This is a genomic window from Pedococcus sp. P2_D9 (assembly GCF_056404275.1).
In genome coordinates, this window is sequence record NZ_JBFUEI010000003.1 from 291,957 (window position 1) to 315,883 (window position 23,927).

Below are 23,927 nucleotides of genomic sequence, written 5' to 3' on the forward strand. Positions count from 1 at the left end.
AGTTGCTTGCGACATACAAGTATCACGAGATGGTTGTGTGGTGCAAGCAACGATCCGGCCGACGGCCGACGAGCGGACAGGCGGGTCAGGGAACGAGGACGAGGTTCTCCAGCACCCGACGGGCCACGTCCTCGTCGCCCTGCACCGTGAAGTGGATGTCCTCGAGCCCACCGCGCCCGGCAGCCCGTCGGGTGAGGGCGTCGGTCGAGAGGGTGATCGTCGTGAAGACGTCGTCGGGGTCCCCGTCGTGGGCGATGCCCGAGAACAGGGGTATGCCGCGCGGCTTGCCGTCGTCGCTGGCCTCCACCCACACGCCTGCTCGCCCGGTCACCGGTCCGGTGCTGTCGATGATCACGACGTTGCCGGGCTCGATGCCCGCGTCGCGTGCCACCATCCTCGGCAGCGAGGCGAAGAGCTGCTCCATGAACACGGTCGCGCCACCGGAGTCGAGGTTGCCGGGCCGTCGCAACGCCTGGCGGATGTCCTGCTCATGGGTCCAGATGTCGAGGATCCGGGTGCGGAGGTTCTCGCCCGCCGGCGCCGGCCCCCACGCTCCCCGAACGATGGTCTCGAGCGTCATGTCCGGTGCGCTGAACTGCTCCACCCGTTGCGCCACAATGGTTTCCAGCTCGCTGACGACCTTGGCCCCCAGCATCCCCCGCCGCAGCTCCACCGAGCGCTCGATGAACTTGCCGGCTTCGTGGCGCACGTGGTCGTAGTCAGGCAGGTCCACGCGCGGGACGTCACCGGTGTGCAGCCACGACTCCAGGCCCACCACGTGCGAGATCTGGTCCTTCACCGTCCAGCCGGGGCAGGCCGTCGGGAGGTCGAAGTCGGCATCCGAGCAGGACCGACCCAGGTCGATGACTGCCTGGGTCGTCTGCTGGTAGGCCGTGACGAGTCCGGCCAGGTCTTCGGGTGCTGCCGGGTGCAAGGACATGGCTCCACCATACTTAGGCTGTCGCCATGACCTCTCCCGTCGCCAAGACCGTGAACGCCCCCGCGGCGCCCTCGGCTCCCTTGGGGCGGCTGGCGCTCCTGGCGCTCGTGCTCGCGGCCCTGGTGGCGCTCCCGCTGGCGGCCRTCATCGGCGAGGCCGCCACGGCCCCGGTCATCGGCGACCCCGGAGGCTTCGTCCGGTGGGGATTGCTCTACGCCAGGGTGGTCCACGACCTCGCCGCCGCGGTGACGGTGGGGCTGCTCGTCCACGCGGCATACCTCGTGCCTGAGACGACGCGCACGAGCCGCCGGCTGACCGCCACCAGGCTCGCGGGCATCGCCGCCGGGCTGTGGGCGCTCGCCGGCGCCGCCGGGGCCGTGCTCGGCATGGCCGACCTGATCGGGGTCCCACTCTCCGACCCGTCGTTCGCGCAGCAGTTCACGACCTTCGCCTGGCGGATCGAGCCGACCCGAGTCACGTTGATCACGGCGGGCGTCGCAGCCCTCGTCTCCGTCGTAGCCCTCGTCGTCACCAGCCGGGCCGCGATGGCCTGGCTCTCGGTGATCTCGGTGCTCGGCCTGCTGCCCCTCGCGCTCGCCGGCCACGCGGCCGGGGCGACCGACCACAGCACCGCCGTCAACGCGCTCGCGGTCCACCTCGTCGCGGTCACCGTCTGGGTCGGTGGCCTGCTCGCCCTCGCGGTGCTGAAGCCGATCCTGGGCCGCGACCTCGCCCCCACGGCGGCGCGATTCTCGACCCTGGCCGGCTGGTGCTTCGCGGCAGTGGCCCTGTCGGGCCTGCAGAGTGCCCTGATCCGGGTGGGCACGTGGAGCGACCTGGGCACGCGTTACGGCGTGCTCCTCGTCGTCAAGACCGTGGCGCTCCTCCTGCTCGGGTATGCCGGGTGGCGCCACCGCCGCTCGCTCCTGGCGGGCCTCGAGCGGGGCAGCACCACCGCCTTCCTGCGCCTCGTCGCGGCCGAGCTCGTCGTCATGGGAGTGGCGCTGGGAACGGCGGTTGCCCTGTCGCGCAGTGCGCCACCGGTGCCTGACGTGCCCGTCGCGGACGCCTCCCGCACCTTCGCCCTGACCGGCTATCCCGACCCCGGGCCGCTCTCGGGGTCCTCGTGGCTGACGACGTGGACGACCGACTGGCTGTGGCTGAGCCTCGCGGTCGTGGCTGTGGGGACCTACGTCGCCGGCGTGCTGCGGCTGCGCCGCCGTGGCGACGCGTGGCCGGTGCACCGGACGGTCGTGTGGGTCCTGGGCTGGGCGGTCTTCGCCTACGCGACCTCGGGCGCGCCGGGGGTCTACGGTCGCGTGCTGTTCTCGATGCACATGGTCATGCACATGGTCATCGCGATGCTCGTGCCCCTGTTGCTCGTGCCGGCAGCGCCGATCCTCCTCGCCCTGCGCGCCCTGCCGGCCCGCACCGACAAGACCTGGGGGCCCCGCGAGGTAGTCCTCCAGGTGGTGCAGTCGCGGGTGCTCAAAGTGGTAGCCAACCCGGTCGTCGCGGCGGCCCTCTTCTTCTTCAGCCTCGCGATCTTCTACTACTCACCGCTGTTCGAGCTGGCGCTGCGCACCCACACGGGGCACGTCCTGATGGTCGTGCACTTCCTTCTCACGGGCTACCTGTTCACCTGGGTGCTCATCGGCATCGACCCCGGCCCGAAGAAGTGGCCGCCGATCATGCTGCTCGTCGTGCTGTTCGCGACCATGTCGTTCCACGCGTTCTTCGGCGTGGTCATGACCGGCAGCACGACGGTGCTGGCCCCCGACTTCTTCGAGGCGCTCAAGCTGCCGTGGATGAGCGACGTCCTCGGCAACCAGCGCGAAGCCGGCGCCATCGCGTGGGGCATCGGCGAGGCGCCGACCGTGATTCTCACGCTCCTCGTCGCGATGGCCTGGGTCCGGACCGACCGCGCCGAGACCAAGCGCAAGGACCGGCAGGCCGACCGCGACGGGGATGCAGAGCTGGCCGCCTACAACGCACACTTGAAGGAGCTGAGACGTCGAGACGACCAACGACACGATCAGCAACGACACGACCAGCGAAGCGAGGAGCGGCAGTGACCATGCGGGTTGCGGTGCTGCAGATCGGATACGGCGACGACGAACCCATGGCGGAGCGTGTCACGCGCGTCGCCGACCTGGTGCGCGCCCAGGCCGGTCACGACCTCGTGGTGCTGCCCGAGCTCTGGGCGCCGGGCGGCTTCTCCTACCGCGAGTGGGCTGCGCGCGCCCAGCCCGTCGACGGCCCGATCGGTGCCGCGATGTCCGCCGCCGCCCGTGACGCCGGGGTCATGCTCCACGCCGGGTCGATCGTCGAGCGCCCCGCCGCGGGAGACACCAGCTGGAAAGAGAAGAGCTCGGACGGCCACGGACTCTGGAACACCTCGCTCGTCTATGCCGCGGACGGAAGTCTCGTCGCGGCATACCGCAAGATCCACCGGTTCGGCTTCGGCTCGGGCGAACCGAAGCTGATGGACGCCGGCGAGGACATCGTTCTCGTGGACCTGCCGAGCACTGGACCCAGGCAGGACAACGCTCCACACCGCGCGGCGCTGTCGACGTGCTACGACCTGCGGTTCCCCGAGCTCTATCGGCGCCAGCTCGACGCCGGCGCCACCGTCTTCGTCATCCCGGCCGCGTGGCCCGCGGCGCGCGTGCGGCACTGGACCCTGCTCGCCCACGCGCGTGCCATCGAGAACCAGTGCGTCGTCATCGCCTGCAACACCGCGGGCACCCACGCGGGCACCGCGATGGGCGGCCACTCGCAGGTGATCTCGGCGACGGGCGAAGCGCTGGCCATGGCCGGCAGCGGCGAGGAAGTGCTCAGCGTCGACGTCGACCTGGCTGCGGTGACCACCTGGCGCGAGCAGTTCCCCGTCCTCCAGGACCGGCGACTGAAAGACCCCCTGTGAAGAGTGCTGCCGTGAAGAGAGAAGCTCGCCTGCGCGCGCCCGAGCTGGTCGGGCGGGGCTGGCTCAACACCGGCGGCGAGCCGGTGACGTTGGCCGACCTGCGCGGGCGCATCGTCGTGCTCGACTTCTGGACGTTCTGCTGCGTCAACTGCCTGCACGTCCTCGACGAGCTCCGTCCGCTCGAAGAGACGTACGCGGACTCCCTGGTCCTGATCGGGGTCCACTCCCCGAAGTTCGAGCACGAGGCCGACCCCGACGCCCTCGCCGCTGCGGTCGAGCGCTACGCCGTGCACCACCCGGTGCTCGACGACCCCGACCTCGTCACGTGGCAGGCCTACACCGCCCGCGCGTGGCCGACGTTGGTCGTCATCGACCCCGAGGGCTACATCGTCGCCTCGATGTCCGGCGAAGGACACGGCCACGGCCTGTCGGTCCTCATCGAGGAGCTGATCGCCTCGCACCGCGCGAAGGGCACCCTGCGCCAAGGCAACTCGCCGTATGCCGCGCCGGCGCCCGCCCAGACCGCGCTGCGGTTCCCGGGCAAGGCAGCTGCCCTGCCGGACGGCTCGTTCCTCGTCTCCGACACCGCGCACCACGAGCTCGTCTTGCTCGAACCCGACCTGGAGACCGAACGCCGACGCTTCGCCGGCACGATCGAGTCTGGCCCGCTGAACGAGCCGCAGGGGGTGCTGGTCCTCCCGGCGGACACGGTTGAGCGAGTCGGCTACGACGTGGTCGTCGCGGACTCCGTCAACCACCGGATCCTCGGGCTGCGGCTCGCCGACGGGACCTGGACGGTGCTCGCCGGGACGGGCCGCCAGCTGCGCGAACGGTCTGGCAGCGGCCCGGCCCTCAAGCAGGACCTCTCGACGCCCTGGGACCTGGCCTGGTTCATCGGCAGGGTCGTCATCGCGATGGCCGGGACCCATCAGCTGTGGGCCCTGCACCTGGCCACCGACCCGGCTGACAACACGGTTGCGGTGCTCGGGGGCACGTCCGCGGAGGGCATTCGCGACGGAGCGGCGGACGAGGCGTGGTTTGCCCAGCCGTCGGGGCTCGCGGTGTCCGAGGACGGGTCGCGCCTGTGGGTCGCGGACTCCGAGACCTCCGCGCTGCGATCGCTCGACGTCACCGACGAAGGCTTCGTCGTCACCACCCACGTGGGTCAGGGCCTGTTCGACTTCGGCCACCGGGACGGCACGGCTGACGACGCGCTGCTCCAGCACCCCCTCGGCGTGACCGTCCTGCCGGATGGCTCGGTGGCCATCAGCGACACCTACAACGGCGCGATCCGCCGGTTCGATCCGGTCACCCGCGAGGTCAGCACCCTGGCCACCGGCCTGCGCGAGCCCTCCGATGCCGTCGTCGAGCTGGCCGAGGTCGGCGACAGCCAGTCCCCGAACCGTTCGAGTGTCGCGCCTCGAGCGCGCCTGGTGGTGGTCGAGTCGGCGGCCCACCAGCTCGTGCGGATCCCGTTGCCCGACAAGGCCCAGCGCGTCGACGGCCTCGCCCAGCGCACCCAGCGACCCCGCACCGAGGTCGCGCCAGGTCCCCTGACCCTGACGGTCAGCTTCTCCCCGCCCACGGGGCAGAAGCTCGACTTCCGCTGGGGCGACCCGACTCGGTTGATGGTGTCGGCGACCCCCGAGGGCCTGCTGCGCGAAGGTGCTGGCAGCGCCGAAGGCCTGACGCGCACGCTGACCCTCGACCCGGCGGCCGGCGACGGAGTGCTGCACATCTCGGTGCAGGCCGCCTCGTGCGACGGCGACCCCGAGACCGGCGAGGTGCCCGAGCACGCCGCCTGCCACCTCTACCAACAGGACTGGGGTATCCCCGTCGTGCTGGTCGACGGCGCCACCACCGAACTGACCCTCGACCTGCGAGGCGTCTGACCCACGATTCAGCGGGCGCGCGCGTAGCGTTCCCGGTTGGCCCCCAAGATCCTGCCGCAGCGCCTACGCTCGGGTCATCGGTCCGCTCCCGCGCGGGCCGCTGCGAAGGTGGGCGACATGTGGTGGCTGCTTGCAGTGCTGGTCGCGATCGGCGTCCTTGCCTGGGTACTCCAGCGGCGTGGGGCGACGTTCGACGGACAAGACGACCGAGGGGACGCGGGACGCCCGCCCGAATCCTTCAAGATTCCCGGCGCAGGCGGCGGCAACTCAGGCGGCTTCGCCGGCTGAGTCGCGGCCGCGCCAAACTCCCGCAGGGCCTGCCACACCCCACACCCCGCGCCGCCGCGCCGCCCCGCCCAACAGTCCTCGCCTCATGTCCGGAGAGCGAAGATGACGGACTTCTTCCCTTGGCCGTCCGTGTCGATCCGGTGTGAGTAGCGCGGGTCGTGGACCCTGCGATGGTGGTATCCGCACACCGGGACTGCCAGCGCCAGATCGGTCCGACCACCGCTTGCCCACGGATCCTCGTGATGGAGCTCGGACCAGGCATAGGGCCGATCGCACCCTGTCGCCGCACAGGTGTCGTAGGTCGTGGCGAGGGCGACCCGCTGCGCCTCGGTGAAGAACCGCTCCTGCCGCCCGAGGTCCAGCGGAACCGATCGTCCACCCAGAACCGCCGGAAGGATGCCGGCATTACAGGCCAGTCGGCGGGCCTCCCTGGCGGAGATGTCGTGGCCGGTGTCAAGGTGGGCGGCTCCGACAGCTGCCTTGAGCTGGTCGTGGTCGATCGTGACGACCACCGTGGCTGCGACCTTGCCGCTGAGTGTGTCGGTGGGGAGGTGCTCGAGCAGCTCGACGAATGCCGTGCCGTAGCGGTGGGCCCAGTCACCCTCTGCCTGAAAGGCCTCCCAGGTGGCCGCTGTGACATCGGCAGCCGTGGTGGCACCCGCAGCCTTGGCCGCCTTGGCAGCCTGCTGGGCGAACCGACGGGGCGATGCGATCTGTTGGACGGTCTTGGCCAGGATCGAAGCCGCAAGAGTCGGCAGCGTGAAGTGACCGGTCGTGGTGCCGTCGCCGTTGTGGTGCCACGTCAGCCGCGCCTTGGCCAACGCCGCGTCTTCCTCGCTGCGCAGCACCTGGTCCTCGTGGGCGTCGACCTCGGCCTGCGAACGCTGCGCGACCGACAGGATCCGCCTGCCCTCCTTGCGCAGGGTGCCCGGGTCAACCAGTTTGGCTCGGCGCACGAGATCTGCCTCGATGGCCGTCCGCTCCTGCGTGCTCACGCCGTGGGGCAGCTGGGCGGTGGCCGTCGCGATCACCTGGGCGTGCTCGGTGGAGACGTCGCCGGCGGCCAGTGCCTCACGGGTGGCGTCAAGGCCGTTGTCGAGGGCCATCGCGAGCCGCACGTCACGGGCCGCCTGACCGCCCTCGCGCCGCGTGCTGGCCGCCAACCATGCTGACGTGTCGGTGAGCCCGGAGTCGGCGGCGACCTCAGAACGGTCAGCCTCGGCGACGAGTGAGAGCCGAACGGCCTGCAGCCGTGTGATCACCCGGTCGACGTCGCCCAGGGCCGCCGCCGCGGCAGTGCCGCCGCTCACGTCGCCGGTGTGGACCCGATCCAGCAGCTCGTCGATCTCGCGCAGCACTTCGACCGTCCCGAGTGGGGCGGTGAGAAGGCTGGCGGCTGGTGACATGTAGGCAACCATAGTCGAACATCTGTTCGAACACAAGCACAGTCCACCGAGGGACTGGCCAGAAAGGTGGTCAGGTCTCGCGACGGGCTGCCGGAAGGGGTGGCGGGTCGGTGCCGCTCTCCGGCCCCTGTCGCGACGTGGCGGTATGAGAAGAATGCGCCGCGTCACCGCAGGTCAGGAGCTTTTGGCCATTAGAGTTGAGGGAACGGGTGACCAGTGCCCGCAATCCCCAGGAGTGAGCATGTACATCGGAGTCGGCATCTTCCTGATCGTCGTCGGCGCGATTCTGACCTTCGCGCTCAACGCGTCCACCGACGTGGTCAACCTCGGCATGATCGGCTGGATCTGCATGGCTGCAGGCGTGCTGGCCATCCTGCTGTCGCTGATCGTCACCCGCCGCACCACCACGGGCGCCGGCTACTCGTCGCGCCGCGTGAGCCACACCGACCCGGCCACCGGCACCCGTGTCGACGAGGTCGACGTGGACCCGCGCGCCTGACCAACCCCAGAGGCATCACCTGACCGACGACGAAGCGGCACCGGACTGATCCGGTGCCGCTTCGTCGTGCCGGGACCACCCGGCATACCGGTGCTTGGGAAACGGGAACGGGTCAGAACGCGGACTCGGGGAGGTCCATCAGGGCGTTGTCGGTCGCCTCGGCGATCGCACGCTCGGCGGCGATCTTGGGCAGGACGTTGCGTGCGAAGAACGACGCGGCAGCGATCTTGCCCTCGTAGAAGTCGCGGTCCTTGGCCGAAACCCCTTCTGCTTCAAGGGCCTTGGCCGCAACCGCTGCCTGGCGAAGCAGGAGCCAGCCGATGACGAGGTCGCCGGCGGACAGCAGCAGGCGTGAGGTGTTCTGGCCGACCTTGTAGAGGTTGGCCAGCTCGCCACCCTCCTGGCGCGGGTCGGACTTCATCAGCTCGCCGACCATGTAGCCGATGATGCCCTGGACGTCCTCGAGGCCCGTCCCGAGCAGCTCGCGCTCGGCGTCGAGCCGTCCGCCACTGGCGCCGAGGTCCTTGGCGAACTCCTGGATGTGCAGGGCCACGTGCGACAGGGCCTGGGCCTTGTCCTTGATGATCTTGCGGAAGAAGAAGTCGAGGCCCTGGATGGCCGTGGTGCCTTCGTAGAGCGTGTCGATCTTCGCGTCGCGGATGTACTGCTCGATCGGGTACTCCTGCAGGAAGCCGGATCCACCGAGGGTCTGCAGCGACTCGGTCCCGAGGAGGACCCACGCGCGCTCGGAGCCGACGCCCTTGACGATCGGGAGCAGCAGGTCGTTGACCCGGTTGGCGATCTCGGCGGCGGAGCCCTCGGCGAGCTCCTCGGAGCCACTCTCGAGGAACGCCTGGTGCACGATGTCCTGCTGGGTCGCGGTGTACATCACGAGCGCGCGCAGCCCCTCGGCATACGCCTTCTGCGTCATCAGCGAGCGGCGCACGTCGGGGTGGTGCGTGATGGTCACGCGGGGCGCGGCCTTGTCGTTCATCTGGGTGAGGTCGGCGCCCTGGACGCGCTCCTTGGCGTAGTCACGAGCGTTGAGGTAGGCGGTCGACAACGTCGAGATCGCCTTGGTGCCCACCAGCATTCGCGCGTGCTCGATGACGCGGAACATCTGCGCGATGCCGTCGTGGGTGTCGCCGAGCAGGGTGCCGACGGCCGGCTCCTTGTCACCGAAGGTGATCTCGCAGGTCGTGGAGACCTTGAGGCCCATCTTGTGCTCGAGGTTGGTGACGTTGGCGCCGTTGCGCTCGCCGAGCTCACCGGTCTCGAGGTCGATGTGGAACTTCGGGACGATGAACAGCGACAGTCCCTTGGTGCCCTCGCCTGCGCCCTCGGGACGGGCCAGCACGAAGTGGATGACGTTGTCGGTCATGTCGGACTCACCGGAGGTGATGAACCGCTTGACGCCGGTGACGTTCCAGGTGCCGTCGGCGTTCTCGCTGGCCTTGGTGCGGCCGGCGCCGACGTCGGAACCGGCGTCAGGCTCGGTCAGCACCATCGTGCAGTGCCAGCCCTTGTCGACGATCCAGTGGGCGAGCTTCTTCTGCTCGTCGTTGCCGAGGATGTAGAGCAGGTTGGCGAACGAGTAGGAGGCGGCGAACATCGCGATCGCCGGGTTGGCGCCGAGGACCATCTCGTTCATGGCCCACTTCAGGCTCGGCGGGGCGACGGTGCCGTCGAGCTCGCGCGGGACGTCGATGTTCCAGAAGCCGGAGTCGACGTAGGCCTGGTAGCTCTTCTTGAACGACTCGGGCATGGTCACCGAGTAGGTCTTGGGGTCGTAGACCGGAGGGTTGCGGTCGGCGTCGGCGAACGACTCGGCCAGCTCGTTCTCGGCCAGCCGCGCGACCTCCTTCAGCATCTCCTTGGCGGTGTCTGCATCGACATCGGCATAGGGGCCGGTGCCCAGGACGTCGCCGCGGCCGAAGACCTCGAAGAGGTTGAACTCCAGGTCGCGCAGGTTGCTCTTGTAGTGGCCCATGTCGGGGAACCCTCCGAGTGGTGACTTGTGGTCGACCGGCCCGTACCGGCCGGTAACTTCCATGATTCTACCGGTGGGTAACAATTGCAACCCCTCTGTGGGATTCCCCACCAAACGGATGACGTATGCCGCGTGCCTCCGATGACGTGGGCGCGCGGGGGAGGGCACGGCATACTCACGTGGTGTGACCGAGGAACCCCAGACGCAGCCTTCGAGCCAGCCGAGCAACGCGGTCCAGCGTGCTCGGGCCGACCTCGACGCCGGGCGGGAGTGGAAGGCGCGGGAGCGCCTCGTCGGACACCTGGCGGGGGAGTTCGACGCCGAGGCGCTGGAGCTGCTGGGCGAGGTCAACTACGCGATGCGCGACCTGCCGGCGGCGGGGGCTGCCTGGTTCGGCACGGCCCGACGCGGCAAGGACGTGGACGAGGCGGTCGAGGCGTGGCGGGAACGGCACGGCGACCACTTCGGCCAGATGTGGAGCAGCCTGCCGCGGTCGGTACGGGAGCGGGAGGGCAACAAGCGGGTCGACGCGCTGCGGCGACGGGCCGAGCAGGCCAAGACGCCAACCACCGCGACCAGGCCGCCGCGGCCCCCGGGTGCGGACGCGCCGCCCGGCTCGAGCGCCGGAGAGGGTGGCCCGGATGCTGCGACGATCATCGCGGTGGCACTGGCAGGGTTGTTCGTGGTGTGCGCCGTCATCGGCCTCGTGACCCTTCTCGGCTGGATGGTCCCCGGCTGAACGGCGTGGGTCCACCCGGCTGTCGGTGCCTCCTGTCACTCTCGACGCATGGACAACACATCGGATGTGCTGCTGTTGCACGCGGTCCAGGCCTGGTGTGACGAGTGCCAGGGCGAGCGGATCCTCGTGCCGGTGATCGACGACCTGCCGGGCGGCTTCTGCTGCACGGTCTGCGACACGGCGGTCTTCTCGGCGCTCGACGACCTGCCTGCCGTCGCCGCCCTGCGCCGTTCCGCCTGACCCGCGCGAGGCCCGCCAGATGGGGGGACGCGGTCCTAGGCTGCGCGGGCGCCGGATGCGTACGCTTGTGGGTGTCGGCGTCGTCGTCGGCGCGGAGGTGGATCGCGTGGGCGAGCTGGAGCACTCCGTCTGGATCAAGTCAACACCTGAGCAGGTGTGGCACACCTATGTCGACCCCACCCGCATTCCGCAGTGGCAGACTGGAAAGCCGTCCATCGGGGAGCTGCAGGGTGGCCATGGCGAGCCCGGCTCCACGTACGTCTCGAGGCGTGGCCCGCTGTCCGCGCGCACGACGGTGCTGCGCGCCGACGCACCCCACGAACTGGTCACGAGGACTGACGCCTACTTCGGCCTGCAGCTCGAGGTGACCTCACGCCTCAGCGGGCGATCGGGTGGCACCGACCTGCAGCTCCACGTTTCCACACAGTGGCGCCGCCGCCTCGGTCCTGTCGGCAAGGTCATTGAGCTGGCGATCCTGAGCCCTACTGAGGCTCGCAAGGAGCTGGCAAACCTGAAGTCCCTCGTCGAGCGGCAGGCCCCGGCCTGATCGCCGCCTTGGTGCGCCGTGAGGCCACCGTTGCTGGTGCCGGTCTCGAACTGGTTGCGATAGCGCCCGTCGCGCGCCATGGCCAGCAGGATCGGTATGCCGCGTTCACCTGGTTTCCACTAGGCGCGGAGCCGCTCGAGGGCCGCGCCCAGGATCCGCGCGCCCTCGGGGAAGGCTCCGGGATTGGGCCCGGTGTAGTTCAGTCGCAGGTAGGCCCCCGCCGGCTCGGCGGGGAACCACTCTGTCCCCGGGGCGACGAGGACGCCGTCGCGCTGGCAGTCCACCGCGAGCCGCTCGAGGTCCGTCCCGTCGGGGAGGCGTACCCAGAGGTTCAGGCCACCCGTCGGCACGTGCTCTACGTGGGCCTGCCGAACGTGCTCGTGCAGGCTGTCGAGGAGGAGGTCGCGTCGGGCTCGGAGCTGTTCGCGGACGCTGCGCAGGTGCGTCTGCCACGCGGGCTGGGTCACGACATCGAGAGCTGCCGCCTGGAGGAGGCCGCTGACGTACATCGAGTCGGCTCCGCGGTCCGCCAGGATGCGTTCCCGCGCCGGTCCGCGAGCGATGACGGCGGCGATGCGCAGCGCCGGCGACACGCTCTTGGTGAGCGAGCGCAAGTAGATCACGTGGCCCGAATCATCATGCGCCGCAACGGGTCTGGGCGTCGTGGTGATGCCGAAGTCGTGGGCCCAGTCGTCTTCGACCAGGAACGCGCCGTGGTCGCGGACGACGTCGAGCACCTGCTCCGCGCGTTCGGTCGACCACTGGGCGCCGGTGGGGTTCGCGTAGTTGGGCTGCGCGTAGAACACCCGGGCGCCGCTCTCCTCGAAGGCCCGCGCGAGCTCGTCGGGGTCGGGGCCGTCGGGGCCTGACGGCACCGGGACGACGCGCACCCCGGCCTGGGCGGCGGCGCTGATGGCACCCCAGTAGGTGGGCGACTCCATGAGCACCGGCTGTCCGCCGGCCACCAGGGCGCGGAACACCGAGCTGAGTCCGCTCTGGCTCCCCGGCAGCACGACGACATCGCTCGCGGCGGGTGGCGTGACCCCCACGGGGCTTGCGGCGCCCAGCTCATGCGCGAACCACGACTGCAGGTCGGGGAGCCCGGCCGCCGGTGGGCGCGAGGTCGCCGTGTCCCCACGCACCGCCCTGGTGAGTGCCGATCGCACGAGCCGCTCGGGCAGCAGCTCGCGCTCGGGGTAGCCGGAGTGCAGGGCAATGACGTCGTTGGGCGCGCTCCGCATCGCGGTGGAGACGGCCTGGCCGCGTGACTGGGGTGCTCGCAGGGCCGCCGTCTGCCAGCCGTAGTCCGACGGGCGGGCCGTGCGGACCGCTCGTACGAAGGTGCCTACGCCGGGGCGGGTCTCGACGAGTCCCTGGGTCGTGAGCTCGCGCAGGGCCTTCTGGACGGTGACCGGGCTGGCTTGGTGCTGGGTGACCAGGAGCCGCGTCGAGGGCAGGCGCGCCCCGGGTGGAGCGCTCGCGATCCAGTCGCGCAGTGTTGCCGCGATCCGGGAACTGCTATCGTTGTCCATGACGCAACATAGTAGCGCTACTCTGATTCGTGGCTCGGCGGTATCCGCGACGCCACTGGCCGGGATGCTGTGGGGGCTGGTCGGGGTAGCAGCCTTCTCGTTCACCGTGCCGTTCACGCGGGTGGCCGTCGGCGGCCTGTCGCCGTTGTTCATCGGATCGGGTCGCGCCGTGGTCGCCGCGGTGCTGGCCGGCGCCGCCTTGGCCCTGACCCGCCAACGTATGCCGCGTGGTCGCCAGTGGGCGCGGCTCGCGGTGGTCGGCGGCGGGGTGGTCGTCGGCTTCCCGCTGCTGACGTCCTTCGCCCTGACGACCGCGCCCGCGAGCCACGGAGCCGTCGTCATCGCGCTGCTGCCGGCTGCCACCGCGACGATGGCCGTGCTTCGCGGTCACGAACGCCCGCCGGTCGCCTTCTGGGTCATCGCCCTGGTGGGGGCGGTCGCGGCGATGGGTTTCGCGTCGGCCCAGTGGGGCGGCCTCGGGCACCTGCGGTGGTCGGACCTGCTCTTCTTCGGCGCGGTGGTGGCTGCGGCAGTCGGCTATGCCGAAGGTGGCCTGCTGGCGCGGGAGCTCGGTGCGTGGCAGACGGTCTCGTGGGCGCTCGTGCTGTGCTCGCCGCTGATGGTGTTCCTGGCAGGGCTGTCCGCGTCGCACCAGCCTCCGTCCGCGACTGCGACGCAGTGGGCGGCGTTCGCCTACCTCGGTGTGGTCAGCATGTTCCTCGGCTTCTTCGCCTGGTACCACGGCCTGGCCATCGGCCCGATGGCCCAGGTGAGCCAAGTCCAGCTCGTCCAGCCGGTGCTCTCGATCGCCTGGGCGGGACTGCTGCTGGGGGAGGACCTGACCTGGGTCACGATCGTCGGCGGGCTGGTCGTCGTCCTGTGCGCGGGTGCTGCCGTCCGGGTGCGGCTCGGCGCGGAGGGAGACTGACGCCCATGTACGTGCCGCACTTCAACGCCCTGGACGACGTCGTGGCCATCCGCCGGATGGTCGAGGAGATCGGCTCGGCGCAGCTGGTCTCGATTGGTCCGGACGGCTACCCGCTGGCGACCCTGCTCCCGATCGTGTGGCGCGGTGACACCGTCATCGCCCACCTGGCGCGGGCGAACCCGCACTGGAGGTCCATCGGCGCAGGCGAACCCGTCCTACTGGTCGTGACCGGTCCGCAGGCCTACGTCTCTCCTTCCTGGTACGCCAGCAAGGCCGAGCACGGCAGGGTCGTGCCCACGTGGAACTACTCGGTCGTGCAGCTCAGCGGGCGGGCGAGGGTGCACGACGACACCGAGTGGGTCCGCGGGGCGGTGGACGAGCTGGTCGAGCGGCACGAGGGCCATCGTGCGGCGCCGTGGCGCAGTGCCGATGGGCCGGAGAAGTACATCCAGGGGCAGCTGCGCGCGATCGTCGGAGTGGAGATCTCGGTCGAGCGGGTCGAGGCGAAGGCCAAGCTCAGCCAGAACCGTTCGGCAGCGGACCGGGCAGGAGTGGTGGACGGGTTGCTGCACGAAGACTCTCGCGAGGCTGATGCCGTGGCCGGCCAGATGCGGGCGTTGGGGTCCTAGCCTGCCTGACCTCACCTCACCTCAGCCGTTGGCTCCCATCAGGGCGGCGAACCCTGCCAGCCCGGGACCGGTGTGGGTGGCCAGGCGTTCACGCGCGTCATCCAGTGCTGCCGACTCGGGGTGTCCGGGCGGGATGCGCGCCGGGTTGAGCGCGACCTGGTTGGACCACTCCTTGATGTCGGGCTCGGCCAGGAAGGACATGGCGGCCCGCGTGCCCAGGACGTTCATCTTCGCCCACTCCGCCATCGAGTTGCCGTACGGCGTCGGCGGGCAGAGCCGGTTCTTCTCCTCGTCGTCCTGCCGGGTCGCCTCGACGTACCCGACCAGGGCTGCACCGAAGCACGGGAAGCCGGCCCGGATCGCCTGCAGGGTGATCCCTTCGGGACGCCAGACGGGGACGAGCGGGGGGTACTTCAGCCCGTCCGCCGCACAGTGCACGACGAGGGCGTCCTCCGCGACGGCGACCGATCCGTCGGCGAAGGAGAGCTTCCCCCGGTCGACGGTCTTGAGGTGCCCCCGTCGCACGACGTTCTCGAGCGTGCGCAGCTGCTCGAGCTCCCACGTGGCCAGGGTCGGGGCCTTGGCCATCGTCGGCAGGACCGTCCGGTCGACCCGCAGCATGATGCCGGCCTCCTCGAGGCGGAGGAACAGGTCGTCGAGCGAAGTCGCCTGGGACGCTGCCCGCATCGTGTCGGCGGCCATGCCGAGGAAGATCGTGGGGTTCGGCTGGACCACGGCCCGGTTGATCATCCACGGGTCGCGGGGCCGCACCCAGCAGATCGCGTCGGGGTCGACGCCGCGCGACAGCAGCCAGATGCAGGCGTCGGTCGCGGTCTTGCCCGACCCGGCGACGACGTACTGGCTCGGTGCCTCCTCCAGCCGGGCGAGGTTGTTGACCGGCAGCACCCTGGCGTCGTCGGCGACTTCAAAGGGCGCCGGCTTCTCCGCAGGGATACTGGGGGCGAGGTAGGCGGCGTTGACGATGCGGCACCCCTCGGACACCTCGAACCGCTCACCCGAGATGCGCGAGACGACCCCCCGGTCAGCCAGGTACTCGCAGTTGGGGAAGAACTCGACCTTGCCGGACTCCACCATCCGGTCGAGCATCCGCGCGTAGTAGGCGCAGATCTCCGACTGGGACGCTCGCTCCTGAAGACCCTCCTCCGGACCACGCTGCTGCAGCTGGCCTCCCCCGAGCAGGGTCGACGCGACGCCGTAGAAGGCAGAGGACTGGTGCAGGCGCACGAAGGGGTACGCCTCGAGCCAGTGCCCACTGACCCCATGGCGACGGTCGACCAGGGCCACGCGGACGTCGGCATGGTCGATGAGCGCGTCCGTGAATGCCATCCCCATGGCACCAGCCCCCACGACGAGATAGTCAGCGTCGATAGTGCGCATCATGAATCCACGCTGCCACGCTCCCGGTCGGCGCGTCTATGGACCGCTTGGGGGGTATGCCGCGTGAGGCGCGCCGTCGCGACGTGCACCGTCGCGACGCGGCATACCCAGAATTGGCCCGAGCGTGGGCCCGACCCATCCCGACGCAGGCCTCGGGATGTGTCGGGCCCTGAAATGGGATAGTCCTTTCTCCATACACGGAAGGCTGATCAATGAGGTCATGGCGCAAGTCCGAGGCCGGCTCGTTCGCCAGGATCTACGCCTGGCTGGTGGTCAGGCTCCGCTGGTTCGTCGTGCTGGGGTGGGCGGCCGGCGCGATCGCGGCCGCCGTCTGGCTCCCGGCAACCACCCCCAACGCGGATCTGGGCGGGTTCGCACCGCCCAACAGCCGAGCCATCGCGACGGAGACCACGTCGGCCAAGGCCTTCGGGTTCCCCATCCTGTCGCGCACGATGCTGGTGCAACGCGACGAGCACGGCCTGACCAAGGCCGCGCAGCAGCGGGCACTGGAGCGCGCGGTCGGCGTAGCCCAGCGAACGATCGGTGATGTCGGCCCCATCGTGGCCGTCGTGCCCATCGCCAACACGCAGGGCGCCTTCCCGTCGTCGTCGGAGCAGGGCACCACGGCGCTGAGCTACGTCTTCACCAAGCCGGGCACGACCTTCGGAGCGGAGGTCGCCGCTGCCGGCGCGTTCGGTCGAGAGCACGTCAACCAGCCCGATGACCACCTCGTCGGGGTGACGGGCACCGTCCCCGCCCAGTTGGCCCAGTCGAAGATCCTCTACGACCACCTGCTGCTGCTCGAGGGCGCCACCCTCGTGGCGGTCATCGGGATCGTCGCCCTCAAGTTCCGCTCGGTCGTCGCCCCGCTCGTCGCGCTGGTGACGGCAGCCGCGTCGTACTTCCTGGCCGTGCGCATCACCAACTACGCCGGCGGGTTCGTGGAGGGCGGGGCGCCCGAGGAGCTCAAACCACTGGTGCTCGCCCTGGTGCTGGGCATCGTGACGGACTACGCCATCTTCTACCTCTCCAGCATGCGCACCGGCCTCGAAGACGGCCTCGACAAGCTGACGGCGGCCAAGGCCTCGGCCGCGCAGACCGGCCGGATCGTCCTGGTGGCGGGGATCGCGGTGGCGGCGGGCAGTGCCGCGATGCTGGTGGCGAAGTCTGGCTTCTTCCGCGCCTTCGGACCCGTGCTCTCGCTGTCGGTGCTGTCCGCCGTGGTCGTCTCGCTGACCCTGTTGCCGGCACTCATGGCGATCTTCGGTCACGCCCTGTTCTGGCCGACCCGACCCAAGCGGAGCCGCACTCTCCCCGTGGCGCGCGCCGCTGCCCGGGTGCTGACTGTCAGGGTGGTGGCGCTCGTCCTCGGAGGAGCCTGTGTGCTCGGGCTCGCGGCCCTCTCCGCCGACGTTGGGCGCCTCCACCTGGGCGTCTCCTTCGTCGCCTCGCTCCCCACGGACAGCGAGCCGCATGCCGCCGCGCAGGCCGCGTCCTCGGGCTTCGCGCCCGGGATCGTCGCGCCGACCGAGCTCCTGCTTCAAGGGAGCGGCATCGGCAGTGACCGAGACAAGCTCACCCGCCTCGGTCAGGAGTTAGAGCGACAGCCGGGAGTCGCCGGTGTGCTCAGTCCCAACGCGCTGCCCGACGAAGTCGTGCGTGGTGCGCTGGTGACCAAGAGTGGCGATGCCGCTCGCCTCCTCGTGATCCTCGACCACGACCCGCTTGGCCCGACGGCGATCCACGACCTGAACCGCCTGTCGGCGGCCATGCCCGGCATGCTGCAGCGGGCGGGGCTGGAGGGAGCCCGCTACGGCGTGGCAGGGGACACGGCCGTGGCCAGCGAGCTCGTGGCGGCGACCAACGCCGACCTCCAGCGGATCGCGATCGCGGTGCTGCTCGTCAACCTGGTCCTGCTCATGGTGTTCCTGCGTGCCATCGTGGCACCGGTCCTCCTCCTCGGCTGCAGCGTGCTTGCCTTGGCGGCATCGCTGGGTTGTCTGACGCTGGTCTTCCAGGACCGGCTGGGCCATGAGGGCGTGGCCTTCTACGTGCCGTTCGCCGCCTCGGTGCTGCTGCTGTCGCTCGGGTCCGACTACAACATCTACGGGGTCGGCCACGTCTGGACCCGGGCCAACCACACGACGCTGCGCAAGGCGATCGCGGAGCGGATCCCGGAGACGTCTGGCGCCATCACGGCAGCCGGCATCACTCTCGCGGCGAGCTTCGGGATGCTTGCGTTGATCCCGCTGCGGCAGTTCCGAGAGCTGGCGTTCGTCATGGGGCTGGGCGTGCTCATCGACGCCCTGGTCGTGCGGACGATCCTGGTGCCGGCGCTCCTCACGCTGCTGGGCGACTTCAGTGCCTGGCCGCGCAAGCTCAAGGGTGCGGCGGTCGCTCAAGAGGCCGCAGACGACGAGCAGCGGGCCGTCGAAGCGAGCCGCTAGCGAGGCCTCTGCCCTCGGCCGTCGAGAAGGACACGACAGCGACGGGTATGCCGCGCTGGCCGGCGCTGGGCATGCCGCGTCGGCTGACCGTGGTCGGAAGACCGACAGCGTGGTCATCGCGCACCGCAGGGGCTGTGCCGAGTGTCCATTGCACCAGCGGGCGAGCCGTACGCGGCCCCGGCGGCGACGTTGCAGCGGTAGTTCTCCATCGCGACCTTGCTGAACTGGCCGAGAGCGCTTCCGGGAGGTCAACGTGGTCGTGGCGCCTGACCCCTCAAGTTCTCCAGCCGGTTCGGCGTGAACTGCAGACGTGGAATTACCATCGCATTACCGCGCGGTGGCTCCATGGCGTCCCCTCCCTCCGAAGAAAAGGAGACCGACGATGGTGACTACCAAGCGGACCGTTGCCGTGACGGCGCTGGTGGCGTCGCTCTCGCTGCTCGTCGTCGGCTGCGGGTCGGGTGCGCAGAGGTCCGCCGACTCGAGCCTCGCGCCGGCCAAGGCCAGCGCCACCAGCGATGCGCCGGGCGTCCAGGTCGTGGTGATCGGTGACTCGCTGGCCCGCACCAACTGGCCGAAACAGTATGGCGAGCACGTGGCCAAGGTGCTGGGCAAGCACGTCGACGTCACGGTGCTGCGGGCGATGGGAGTCGCCGACGGTGCATCGCTCGTGAAGTACAACCCCACGGTCCGGGGCGCCGAGATCCTGATCGTGCAGACCGGGTTCAACAACGTCCTCCCGGACCCGGAGACCGGCATCGGCTGTCCGGGGACCTCCGCCGGGGACACTGCGAGCACGATCCTTCGCTGGATCCGGAGCACCGAGCCGACTTGCCTGGCCGAGGGCATCAACACCTATGCCGGCCTGTACGACCAGATCTTCACAGGGCTCAAGGGGGCACGTGCGGGCAAACCCGCCGTGTTCGTGGCCATGACCTCGGTCGACGGCAACAACGACCCGACCCGCCCGGACGGCCTGGTCGGCATGATGCCGACAACGGTGCGACCTGAGGTGATCCGATGGAATCTCGCGGCGTACGAGCGCTGGAACACCATGCTCGAGAGCCGGGCCACGGCGGCCGGGTTCCAGGTCGTGGATCTGTACCACGCGATCAACGGACCGGACGGCAGCCGTGTGGTGGGCGACCTTTCTGACGACGGTGGACACCCGAACGCCAAGGGTGACGCGTTCTACGTTGAGTTGCTGAAGGCTGTGGACCTGTCCGCGCTCAGCCGCAGGTAGGTCGGTAGGGGCGGTCGCCGACGTGCTCGCGCCATTCAGCCTCCGTCAGCTGCCGCCCAGCCAAGCGGCAAGCCAGATCGATCCACGCCCCGGCTGTCGGGTCCGTGAGTGACAGCACGGTGTTCCCCGCACGGTAGGTCGCGGGGTCACCGTTGCTGAGCCGCACGACAGACCGGGACCCGGTCAGGTCCCAGGTGTGCAGACCGTCGGCACCGTAGGACGTGACGGTCGAGCCGTTGGGCGCGAAGTGGTGTGCCCAGAGCTCCCCATCCCCGTTCTTGAAGCGCTGCAGCTCGGCTCCCGTGCGGAGGTCCCAGACGATGGTGGTGCCCGTGTCCGCGAAGCCCACCTCGCTGATGCCGGCGGCGAGAAGTCGCGCGGAGGGGTCGAGAGCCAACGCGTTCACCTCCGCCGGGGTGGGGATCGTGCTCGGGCCGGCTGACCCGTCGGTTCGGGAGACGACCACGTGGGCCCCGTCCACACGAACCCGCACCACGCCGTCGGCCGAAGCGCTGGTGCGTCCTGAGGTTGCCTTGGCGGCCGACGGCGCCCACGCCGGCGGCATTGGGTCGCCGTCGGTCGACAGCAGCGCCGGGAACCTGGCGAACGTCTCCAGCACGCGTAGACGTGCCGCTCGCGAGTCGTCGGTCGCGATGGCCTGCGCGGCCAGCCCAAGAGCGAGGGTGGGCGACTGGCGGGTCTCCGCGATCGTGCCCAGACGTAGTGCGTCGGTGGCGTTGTTGGCTCGCTCCGCAGAGTCCCGGGCACGCTCGGCGGCCCGTTCCTGGCGGACCGCCAGGGCGCCACCCGTCGCCGCCGCGACCAGGAGCACGATGGCAGCGGCCAAAGAGGCGCGGAGCCTGCGGTTGGCGCGCTGGGTCCTGCGGATCTCGCGGTCCACCTCCTCCGCCGACGCCTCGAGGAACTCCGCCTCAATCGCCGTCAGCGACCCCGGATTCCTGGCGACCCAGGCGTGGGCGGCCTCGAGCCTCACCCCCCGATACAGGCTGGACGTCGGCTTCCCCTGGTTCGACCAGTCGCGGCTCTCCGCCGAGAGGTGTCGGACCAGCCGCTGGCCCTCCCGATCCTCGCTCAACCAGTCGCGCAACCGCGGCCAGTGCCGAGCGAGCGCTTCGTGGGCGAGCTGGAGCTCGTCGTTGCCGACGACGCTCACCAACCGCGCCGCGAGCAAGAGCTCGACGAGCCACTCGTCCGGCAACCAACCGCGCGGCACCCGCAGGCGGAACGACTCGCCCTCGTCGGAGACCATCCGCAGGAAGAGCCGACGCATCCTCTGCTGCTCCTCGGGCGGCAGGGCGGCATACACCCGGTCCGCGGTCGTGGCCACGGCGCCGCGGATTCCCCCAGACATCTGGTAGCCCGCGACCGTCAGCACGTTGCCCTCCGCTCGGCGCCAGGTCTCGGACAGGGCGTGCGATAGCAGGGGCAGGGATGCCGGGGCGAGGGAGCAGTCCGCGAGCAGTACCTCGACCAGGCCGGGTTCGAGGCGGAGGTCGGCTCGGGCGGCCGAGTCCTCGATGACGGTGCGGAGTCCGGCCTCGTCGAGTGCCGGGAGGACGAAGAGTCCTCGGGCGAGGCAGATCGCGAACGGCGGATACGCCGAGAGCTGGTCCAGTCTGTCGGCGCGGGCGACGAGGACCACCGGGCTCGGATAGTCACCGAGCGCCGCGAAGAAGGCTCGCCGGTCCTCCTCCCGGTCGCACTGGGTGACCACCTCCTCCACCTGGTCCACGACCAGAGTGCGCGTCCGGTCGAGCCCTGCCATGGCGCTGACCGGATCGGAACCGGGGGTGATGATCGAGTACTGCCCCAGACGTGGCGCGAGCCCGGCCCGCACGAGGGATGACTTGCCGGTGCCCGAGCCACCCAGGAGCACGAGCGTCGATGAGTTCGCGAGCCGCTCCAGGCAACCCTCGATCTCTGCGTCCCGCCCGAAGAAGCGCTCGGCATCCGCCGGCTCGTACGGTCGCAGTCCCGGCCACGGGCAGCTGTCCAGCGGGCCCACGGCAGGAGGAACCCGCAGGCTCGCGTCCTGGTTGAGGATGGCCACCTCGAGCGCAGCCACCTCGGCATTCGGGTCGATGCCCAGCTCGTCGGCCAGCACCCGGCGCAGGCGGGCCAGCACGGCCAGTGCATCAGCCTGACGATCGGCGGAGTAGAGGAGTCGAGCCCACAGGGCCCAGCGCGGCTCCCGGTATGGCGTGTGGCCGGCCAGGCGCTCGGCGTCCGCCAGGACCTCCGTGGAACGGCCGGCGAGGAGCATCGCCTCCAGCCGGAGGTCCTCGGCGGCCTCCCGGACGGAGTGCAGGTGCTGAACGGCGGCGATGGCCGGCGGCCACTCGGAGAGCTCGGGCAGGGGGGCGCCTCGCCACAGGTCCAGCGCCTCGGCAAGGCGCGAGGCGGCCCGCGCAGCATGGCCGTCGGAGAGTTCGGCGCGAGCGCGTTCCACCTGTAGCTCGAAAACCACCGCGTCGACGTCGGAGTCGGCCAGGTCCAGGCGATAACCACCCTCGACGGTCGCGATGGCGTCCGCCCCGAGCGACCGCCGCAGCCGCATCACCGATCCCTGGATCACCTTGCGTGAGGACGTCGGCGGCAGCCCGCGCCACAGGGCGTCTTCGAGTTCGTCGGTGGAGACTGGCGCACCTCTCTGGACGGCCAGGATGCCGAGGACGACGCGATCGCGAGGTTGTAGTTCAGTTCCGTCGGCAACTCTCATGGATCCGAGAATCGCGATCATCAGGAGGCCGACTGTCGGGGCAGGGCATCCTCGCCGTTCAGGTGCACGAGGACCACGACAGCCAGCGCGAACAGAGGGATCACCAGCGTCCACATGGTCGCGAGAATCCCGGCGAGGCATCCCGCCGTGACGAGGCCGCGGGCCAACCTCGGTCGCCCAAGCGGAGCCAGCGTTCCGAGCAGGATCAGTGCGCCACCACCGACCAGGGATCCAAACCAGAAGGGGATCCCTCCGTCACCGGTGACCACGGCGCGAGTCGTCTCCGCGATCCCCGCGACGATGTACAGACCTCCAAGCGAAACCGCAAGGATGTCCGTGAGCCTGCGCCGGGTCATGGCCCATTGTCTGACCGGCGGCCCCGCGCGACAACATCCTCATCCGCCCCAAGGGTCAGCGGCCTCGCGGGCTACGGATCGATGGATGGGTTGAGCCTGGGGTCCCTGCCCTGCACCTTCGGCGGCAGCGAGAATCGCGTGCTGCTGTGTCGCGCGCGGAACAGACGGGCGCCCCGAGGGCCCTGACACTCGGACCATGAGGCTGAGACAGAAGGTCGGATGCGCGATTCATGGTCACCTGTGGGAGTACCGAGAGCTCGACGACTGGATCGTGTCCACCTGCCAGCGCTGCGGAACCGTCTTTGACCTTCCGGCCAGCGCGTACACGGAGGGAAAGCGGACCACGGGTGGCGACCCCGGTCGGGGCATACCTGGCGCCTGGATCGGGTTCATCCAGGACTTCGGATCCGGCGACTGTGGGGGTGGCGGTGGAGGCGATTGCTGACCGCATGGTGCAGGAGCCGGTGACCGCCCAGTGCGGGGCGCCGCGCCAGTCATCGTCTCCAGTGACATCGGCGCCAACCCGGTCCACCATGGAGTCTCCAACTGGAGCGGGTGCATGAGGAGGATCAGTGCTGTTCCACATCACGCAGGTTCACAGTCCTGAGCTTTGCCCCAGAGACGAGGGCGGCTCCAACTCGCTGTATGACGCCAGTGTCGAGGGGGTCACGCTGATCGGTCGCTACGGCGCGAATGCCCAGCACACGCTCTTCCTGGTCGTCGAGGCCGAGGACGTCAATGCTGTCCACAAGTTCCTCTGGCCTGGCTTCAAGCGCTGCACTAGCACGATCACACCGGTCAGCGAGGTCCCAGTTCCCAAGGAGTGACCGACACTTTCACGAGGGTCCCCCGAAGGGCGATCACCGCGGCTGGGGTCACCTTGGCGGCGACCTTCGGGATGCTTGCGTTGATCCCGCTGCGGCAGTTCCGAGAGCTGGCGTTCGTCATGGGGCTGGGCGTGCTCATCGACGCCCTGGTCGTGCGGACGATCCTGGTGCCGGCGCTCCTCACGCTGCTGGGCGACTTCAGTGCCTGGCCGCGCAAGCTCAAGGGTGCGGCGGTCGCTCAAGAGGCCGCGGACCGGGAAGTGCGGTCTGTCGAAGCGAGTCGCTAGCCAGGCGGGGTGCACCGGCCCTTGGCTGGTGCAGCTGGCATCGCGAGAGTGACGCCCGCTGTGTAACGCGCAG

Annotated in this window: 21 protein-coding genes; 14 read left to right on the forward strand and 7 right to left on the reverse strand. The window is 70.0% G+C overall.

The annotated features are described in order from the left end of the window. Window positions 1–85: 85 nt before the first annotated feature. Window positions 86–940: a maleylpyruvate isomerase family mycothiol-dependent enzyme gene (locus tag AC1DXJ_RS06410; RefSeq protein WP_477614367.1), complete on the reverse strand. Its 855-nt coding sequence runs from the start codon at window positions 938–940 to the stop codon at window positions 86–88. Window positions 941–966: 26 nt separating this feature from the next. On the opposite strand from AC1DXJ_RS06410, the gene AC1DXJ_RS06415 reads away from it, so the two are divergent. The 4 genes from AC1DXJ_RS06415 to AC1DXJ_RS06430 are packed head-to-tail and all read left to right on the forward strand — an operon-like array spanning window position 967 to window position 6,046. Further along, the gene (locus AC1DXJ_RS06415; RefSeq protein ID WP_477636589.1) at window positions 967–3,015 is read left to right on the forward strand and encodes a bifunctional copper resistance protein CopD/cytochrome c oxidase assembly protein; all 2,049 of its coding nucleotides are present in this window, start codon (window positions 967–969) and stop codon (window positions 3,013–3,015) included. Between the two features lie 2 nt (window positions 3,016–3,017). After that, window positions 3,018–3,866 (forward strand): carbon-nitrogen family hydrolase, encoded by an 849-nt coding sequence (locus AC1DXJ_RS06420; RefSeq protein WP_477636730.1) that lies wholly within the window; start codon window positions 3,018–3,020, stop codon window positions 3,864–3,866. Between the two features lie 11 nt (window positions 3,867–3,877). Then, window positions 3,878–5,758 (forward strand): NHL domain-containing thioredoxin family protein, encoded by a 1,881-nt coding sequence (locus AC1DXJ_RS06425; RefSeq protein ID WP_477636590.1) that lies wholly within the window; start codon window positions 3,878–3,880, stop codon window positions 5,756–5,758. Window positions 5,759–5,794: 36 nt separating this feature from the next. Beyond that, on the forward strand, window positions 5,795–6,046 hold the full coding sequence (locus AC1DXJ_RS06430; RefSeq protein WP_477636591.1) for a hypothetical protein: 252 nt from the start codon (window positions 5,795–5,797) through the stop codon (window positions 6,044–6,046). 83 nt (window positions 6,047–6,129) lie between these two features. On the opposite strand, the gene AC1DXJ_RS06435 is transcribed toward AC1DXJ_RS06430, so the two are convergent. Continuing rightward, complete coding sequence (locus AC1DXJ_RS06435) at window positions 6,130–7,452, reverse strand: HNH endonuclease signature motif containing protein (RefSeq protein WP_477636592.1); 1,323 nt, start codon at window positions 7,450–7,452, stop codon at window positions 6,130–6,132. Between the two features lie 241 nt (window positions 7,453–7,693). On the opposite strand from AC1DXJ_RS06435, the gene AC1DXJ_RS06440 reads away from it, so the two are divergent. After that, window positions 7,694–7,951, forward strand: coding sequence for a DUF6458 family protein (locus AC1DXJ_RS06440; protein WP_477624833.1), 258 nt, complete (start codon window positions 7,694–7,696; stop codon window positions 7,949–7,951). A gap of 112 nt (window positions 7,952–8,063) precedes the next feature. Here AC1DXJ_RS06440 and AC1DXJ_RS06445 read toward each other — a convergent pair whose 3' ends face one another. Continuing rightward, window positions 8,064–9,941, reverse strand: a complete 1,878-nt coding sequence (locus AC1DXJ_RS06445; RefSeq protein ID WP_477636593.1) for an acyl-CoA dehydrogenase — start codon at window positions 9,939–9,941, stop codon at window positions 8,064–8,066. A gap of 184 nt (window positions 9,942–10,125) precedes the next feature. On the opposite strand from AC1DXJ_RS06445, the gene AC1DXJ_RS06450 reads away from it, so the two are divergent. From AC1DXJ_RS06450 to AC1DXJ_RS06460, 3 genes are read left to right on the forward strand one after another with little or no spacing between them, the layout of a single operon-like run. Further along, window positions 10,126–10,680 carry a DUF6584 family protein gene (locus AC1DXJ_RS06450; RefSeq protein ID WP_477636594.1) on the forward strand — a complete coding sequence of 185 codons (555 nt, stop codon included), beginning with the start codon at window positions 10,126–10,128 and terminating at the stop codon, window positions 10,678–10,680. Window positions 10,681–10,728: 48 nt separating this feature from the next. Further along, entirely contained in the window at window positions 10,729–10,920 is a 192-nt protein-coding gene (locus AC1DXJ_RS06455) for a hypothetical protein (protein WP_477617286.1), read from the forward strand. A gap of 55 nt (window positions 10,921–10,975) precedes the next feature. Continuing rightward, window positions 10,976–11,467 carry an SRPBCC family protein gene (locus AC1DXJ_RS06460; RefSeq protein WP_477614375.1) on the forward strand — a complete coding sequence of 164 codons (492 nt, stop codon included), beginning with the start codon at window positions 10,976–10,978 and terminating at the stop codon, window positions 11,465–11,467. Between the two features lie 119 nt (window positions 11,468–11,586). On the opposite strand, the gene AC1DXJ_RS06465 is transcribed toward AC1DXJ_RS06460, so the two are convergent. Then, window positions 11,587–12,999 carry an aminotransferase-like domain-containing protein gene (locus tag AC1DXJ_RS06465; RefSeq protein WP_477636595.1) on the reverse strand — a complete coding sequence of 471 codons (1,413 nt, stop codon included), beginning with the start codon at window positions 12,997–12,999 and terminating at the stop codon, window positions 11,587–11,589. Here AC1DXJ_RS06465 and AC1DXJ_RS06470 point away from each other — a divergent pair. Both AC1DXJ_RS06470 and AC1DXJ_RS06475 read left to right on the forward strand, forming a co-directional pair. Then, a complete protein-coding gene (locus AC1DXJ_RS06470; protein WP_477636596.1) occupies window positions 12,998–13,927 on the forward strand; it encodes a DMT family transporter in 930 nt (309 codons plus the stop codon). The genes AC1DXJ_RS06465 and AC1DXJ_RS06470 overlap by 2 nt on opposite strands. A 5-nt stretch (window positions 13,928–13,932) precedes the next feature. Next, entirely contained in the window at window positions 13,933–14,556 is a 624-nt protein-coding gene (locus AC1DXJ_RS06475; RefSeq protein WP_477636597.1) for an FMN-binding negative transcriptional regulator, read from the forward strand. 21 nt (window positions 14,557–14,577) lie between these two features. On the opposite strand, the gene AC1DXJ_RS06480 is transcribed toward AC1DXJ_RS06475, so the two are convergent. Further along, window positions 14,578–15,957: a pyridine nucleotide-disulfide oxidoreductase gene (locus AC1DXJ_RS06480; protein ID WP_477636598.1), complete on the reverse strand. Its 1,380-nt coding sequence runs from the start codon at window positions 15,955–15,957 to the stop codon at window positions 14,578–14,580. Window positions 15,958–16,166: 209 nt separating this feature from the next. Here AC1DXJ_RS06480 and AC1DXJ_RS06485 point away from each other — a divergent pair, with 209 nt between their 5' ends. Together AC1DXJ_RS06485 and AC1DXJ_RS06490 are read left to right on the forward strand one after the other, a co-directional pair. Continuing rightward, on the forward strand, window positions 16,167–18,401 hold the full coding sequence (locus AC1DXJ_RS06485) for an MMPL family transporter (protein WP_477636599.1): 2,235 nt from the start codon (window positions 16,167–16,169) through the stop codon (window positions 18,399–18,401). Between the two features lie 382 nt (window positions 18,402–18,783). Further along, on the forward strand, window positions 18,784–19,644 hold the full coding sequence (locus tag AC1DXJ_RS06490) for an SGNH/GDSL hydrolase family protein (protein WP_477636600.1): 861 nt from the start codon (window positions 18,784–18,786) through the stop codon (window positions 19,642–19,644). Here AC1DXJ_RS06490 and AC1DXJ_RS06495 read toward each other — a convergent pair. Both AC1DXJ_RS06495 and AC1DXJ_RS06500 read right to left on the reverse strand, forming a co-directional pair. Beyond that, window positions 19,631–22,384 carry an nSTAND1 domain-containing NTPase gene (locus tag AC1DXJ_RS06495; protein ID WP_477636601.1) on the reverse strand — a complete coding sequence of 918 codons (2,754 nt, stop codon included), beginning with the start codon at window positions 22,382–22,384 and terminating at the stop codon, window positions 19,631–19,633. The genes AC1DXJ_RS06490 and AC1DXJ_RS06495 overlap by 14 nt on opposite strands. A 20-nt stretch (window positions 22,385–22,404) precedes the next feature. After that, the gene (locus AC1DXJ_RS06500; protein WP_477614382.1) at window positions 22,405–22,740 is read right to left on the reverse strand and encodes a hypothetical protein; all 336 of its coding nucleotides are present in this window, start codon (window positions 22,738–22,740) and stop codon (window positions 22,405–22,407) included. A gap of 572 nt (window positions 22,741–23,312) precedes the next feature. Here AC1DXJ_RS06500 and AC1DXJ_RS06505 point away from each other — a divergent pair. Next, window positions 23,313–23,567, forward strand: coding sequence for a DUF3303 domain-containing protein (locus AC1DXJ_RS06505; protein WP_477614384.1), 255 nt, complete (start codon window positions 23,313–23,315; stop codon window positions 23,565–23,567). Then, on the forward strand, window positions 23,564–23,854 hold the full coding sequence (locus AC1DXJ_RS06510) for an MMPL family transporter (RefSeq protein WP_477636602.1): 291 nt from the start codon (window positions 23,564–23,566) through the stop codon (window positions 23,852–23,854). The genes AC1DXJ_RS06505 and AC1DXJ_RS06510 overlap by 4 nt, the downstream gene beginning before the upstream one ends. The last annotated feature ends 73 nt before the right edge of the window (window positions 23,855–23,927 follow it).

Bases quoted from the DNA above. Each gene is read 5' to 3' on its own strand.
- AC1DXJ_RS06435 (WP_477636592.1), bottom strand. From the start codon at position 7,452: ATGTCACCAGCCGCCAGCCTTCTCACCGCCCCACTCGGGACGGTCGAA.
- AC1DXJ_RS06485 (WP_477636599.1), top strand. From the start codon at position 16,167: ATGAGGTCATGGCGCAAGTCCGAGGCCGGCTCGTTCGCCAGGATCTAC.
- AC1DXJ_RS06475 (WP_477636597.1), top strand. From the start codon at position 13,933: ATGTACGTGCCGCACTTCAACGCCCTGGACGACGTCGTGGCCATCCGC.
- AC1DXJ_RS06490 (WP_477636600.1), top strand. From the start codon at position 18,784: ATGGTGACTACCAAGCGGACCGTTGCCGTGACGGCGCTGGTGGCGTCG.
- AC1DXJ_RS06495 (WP_477636601.1), bottom strand. From the start codon at position 22,384: ATGAGAGTTGCCGACGGAACTGAACTACAACCTCGCGATCGCGTCGTC.
- AC1DXJ_RS06420 (WP_477636730.1), top strand. From the start codon at position 3,018: ATGCGGGTTGCGGTGCTGCAGATCGGATACGGCGACGACGAACCCATG.
- AC1DXJ_RS06460 (WP_477614375.1), top strand. From the start codon at position 10,976: ATGCGTACGCTTGTGGGTGTCGGCGTCGTCGTCGGCGCGGAGGTGGAT.
- AC1DXJ_RS06465 (WP_477636595.1), bottom strand. From the start codon at position 12,999: ATGGACAACGATAGCAGTTCCCGGATCGCGGCAACACTGCGCGACTGG.
- AC1DXJ_RS06455 (WP_477617286.1), top strand. From the start codon at position 10,729: ATGGACAACACATCGGATGTGCTGCTGTTGCACGCGGTCCAGGCCTGG.
- AC1DXJ_RS06410 (WP_477614367.1), bottom strand. From the start codon at position 940: ATGTCCTTGCACCCGGCAGCACCCGAAGACCTGGCCGGACTCGTCACG.
- AC1DXJ_RS06440 (WP_477624833.1), top strand. From the start codon at position 7,694: ATGTACATCGGAGTCGGCATCTTCCTGATCGTCGTCGGCGCGATTCTG.
- AC1DXJ_RS06500 (WP_477614382.1), bottom strand. From the start codon at position 22,740: ATGACCCGGCGCAGGCTCACGGACATCCTTGCGGTTTCGCTTGGAGGT.
- AC1DXJ_RS06445 (WP_477636593.1), bottom strand. From the start codon at position 9,941: ATGGGCCACTACAAGAGCAACCTGCGCGACCTGGAGTTCAACCTCTTC.
- AC1DXJ_RS06480 (WP_477636598.1), bottom strand. From the start codon at position 15,957: ATGATGCGCACTATCGACGCTGACTATCTCGTCGTGGGGGCTGGTGCC.
- AC1DXJ_RS06470 (WP_477636596.1), top strand. From the start codon at position 12,998: ATGACGCAACATAGTAGCGCTACTCTGATTCGTGGCTCGGCGGTATCC.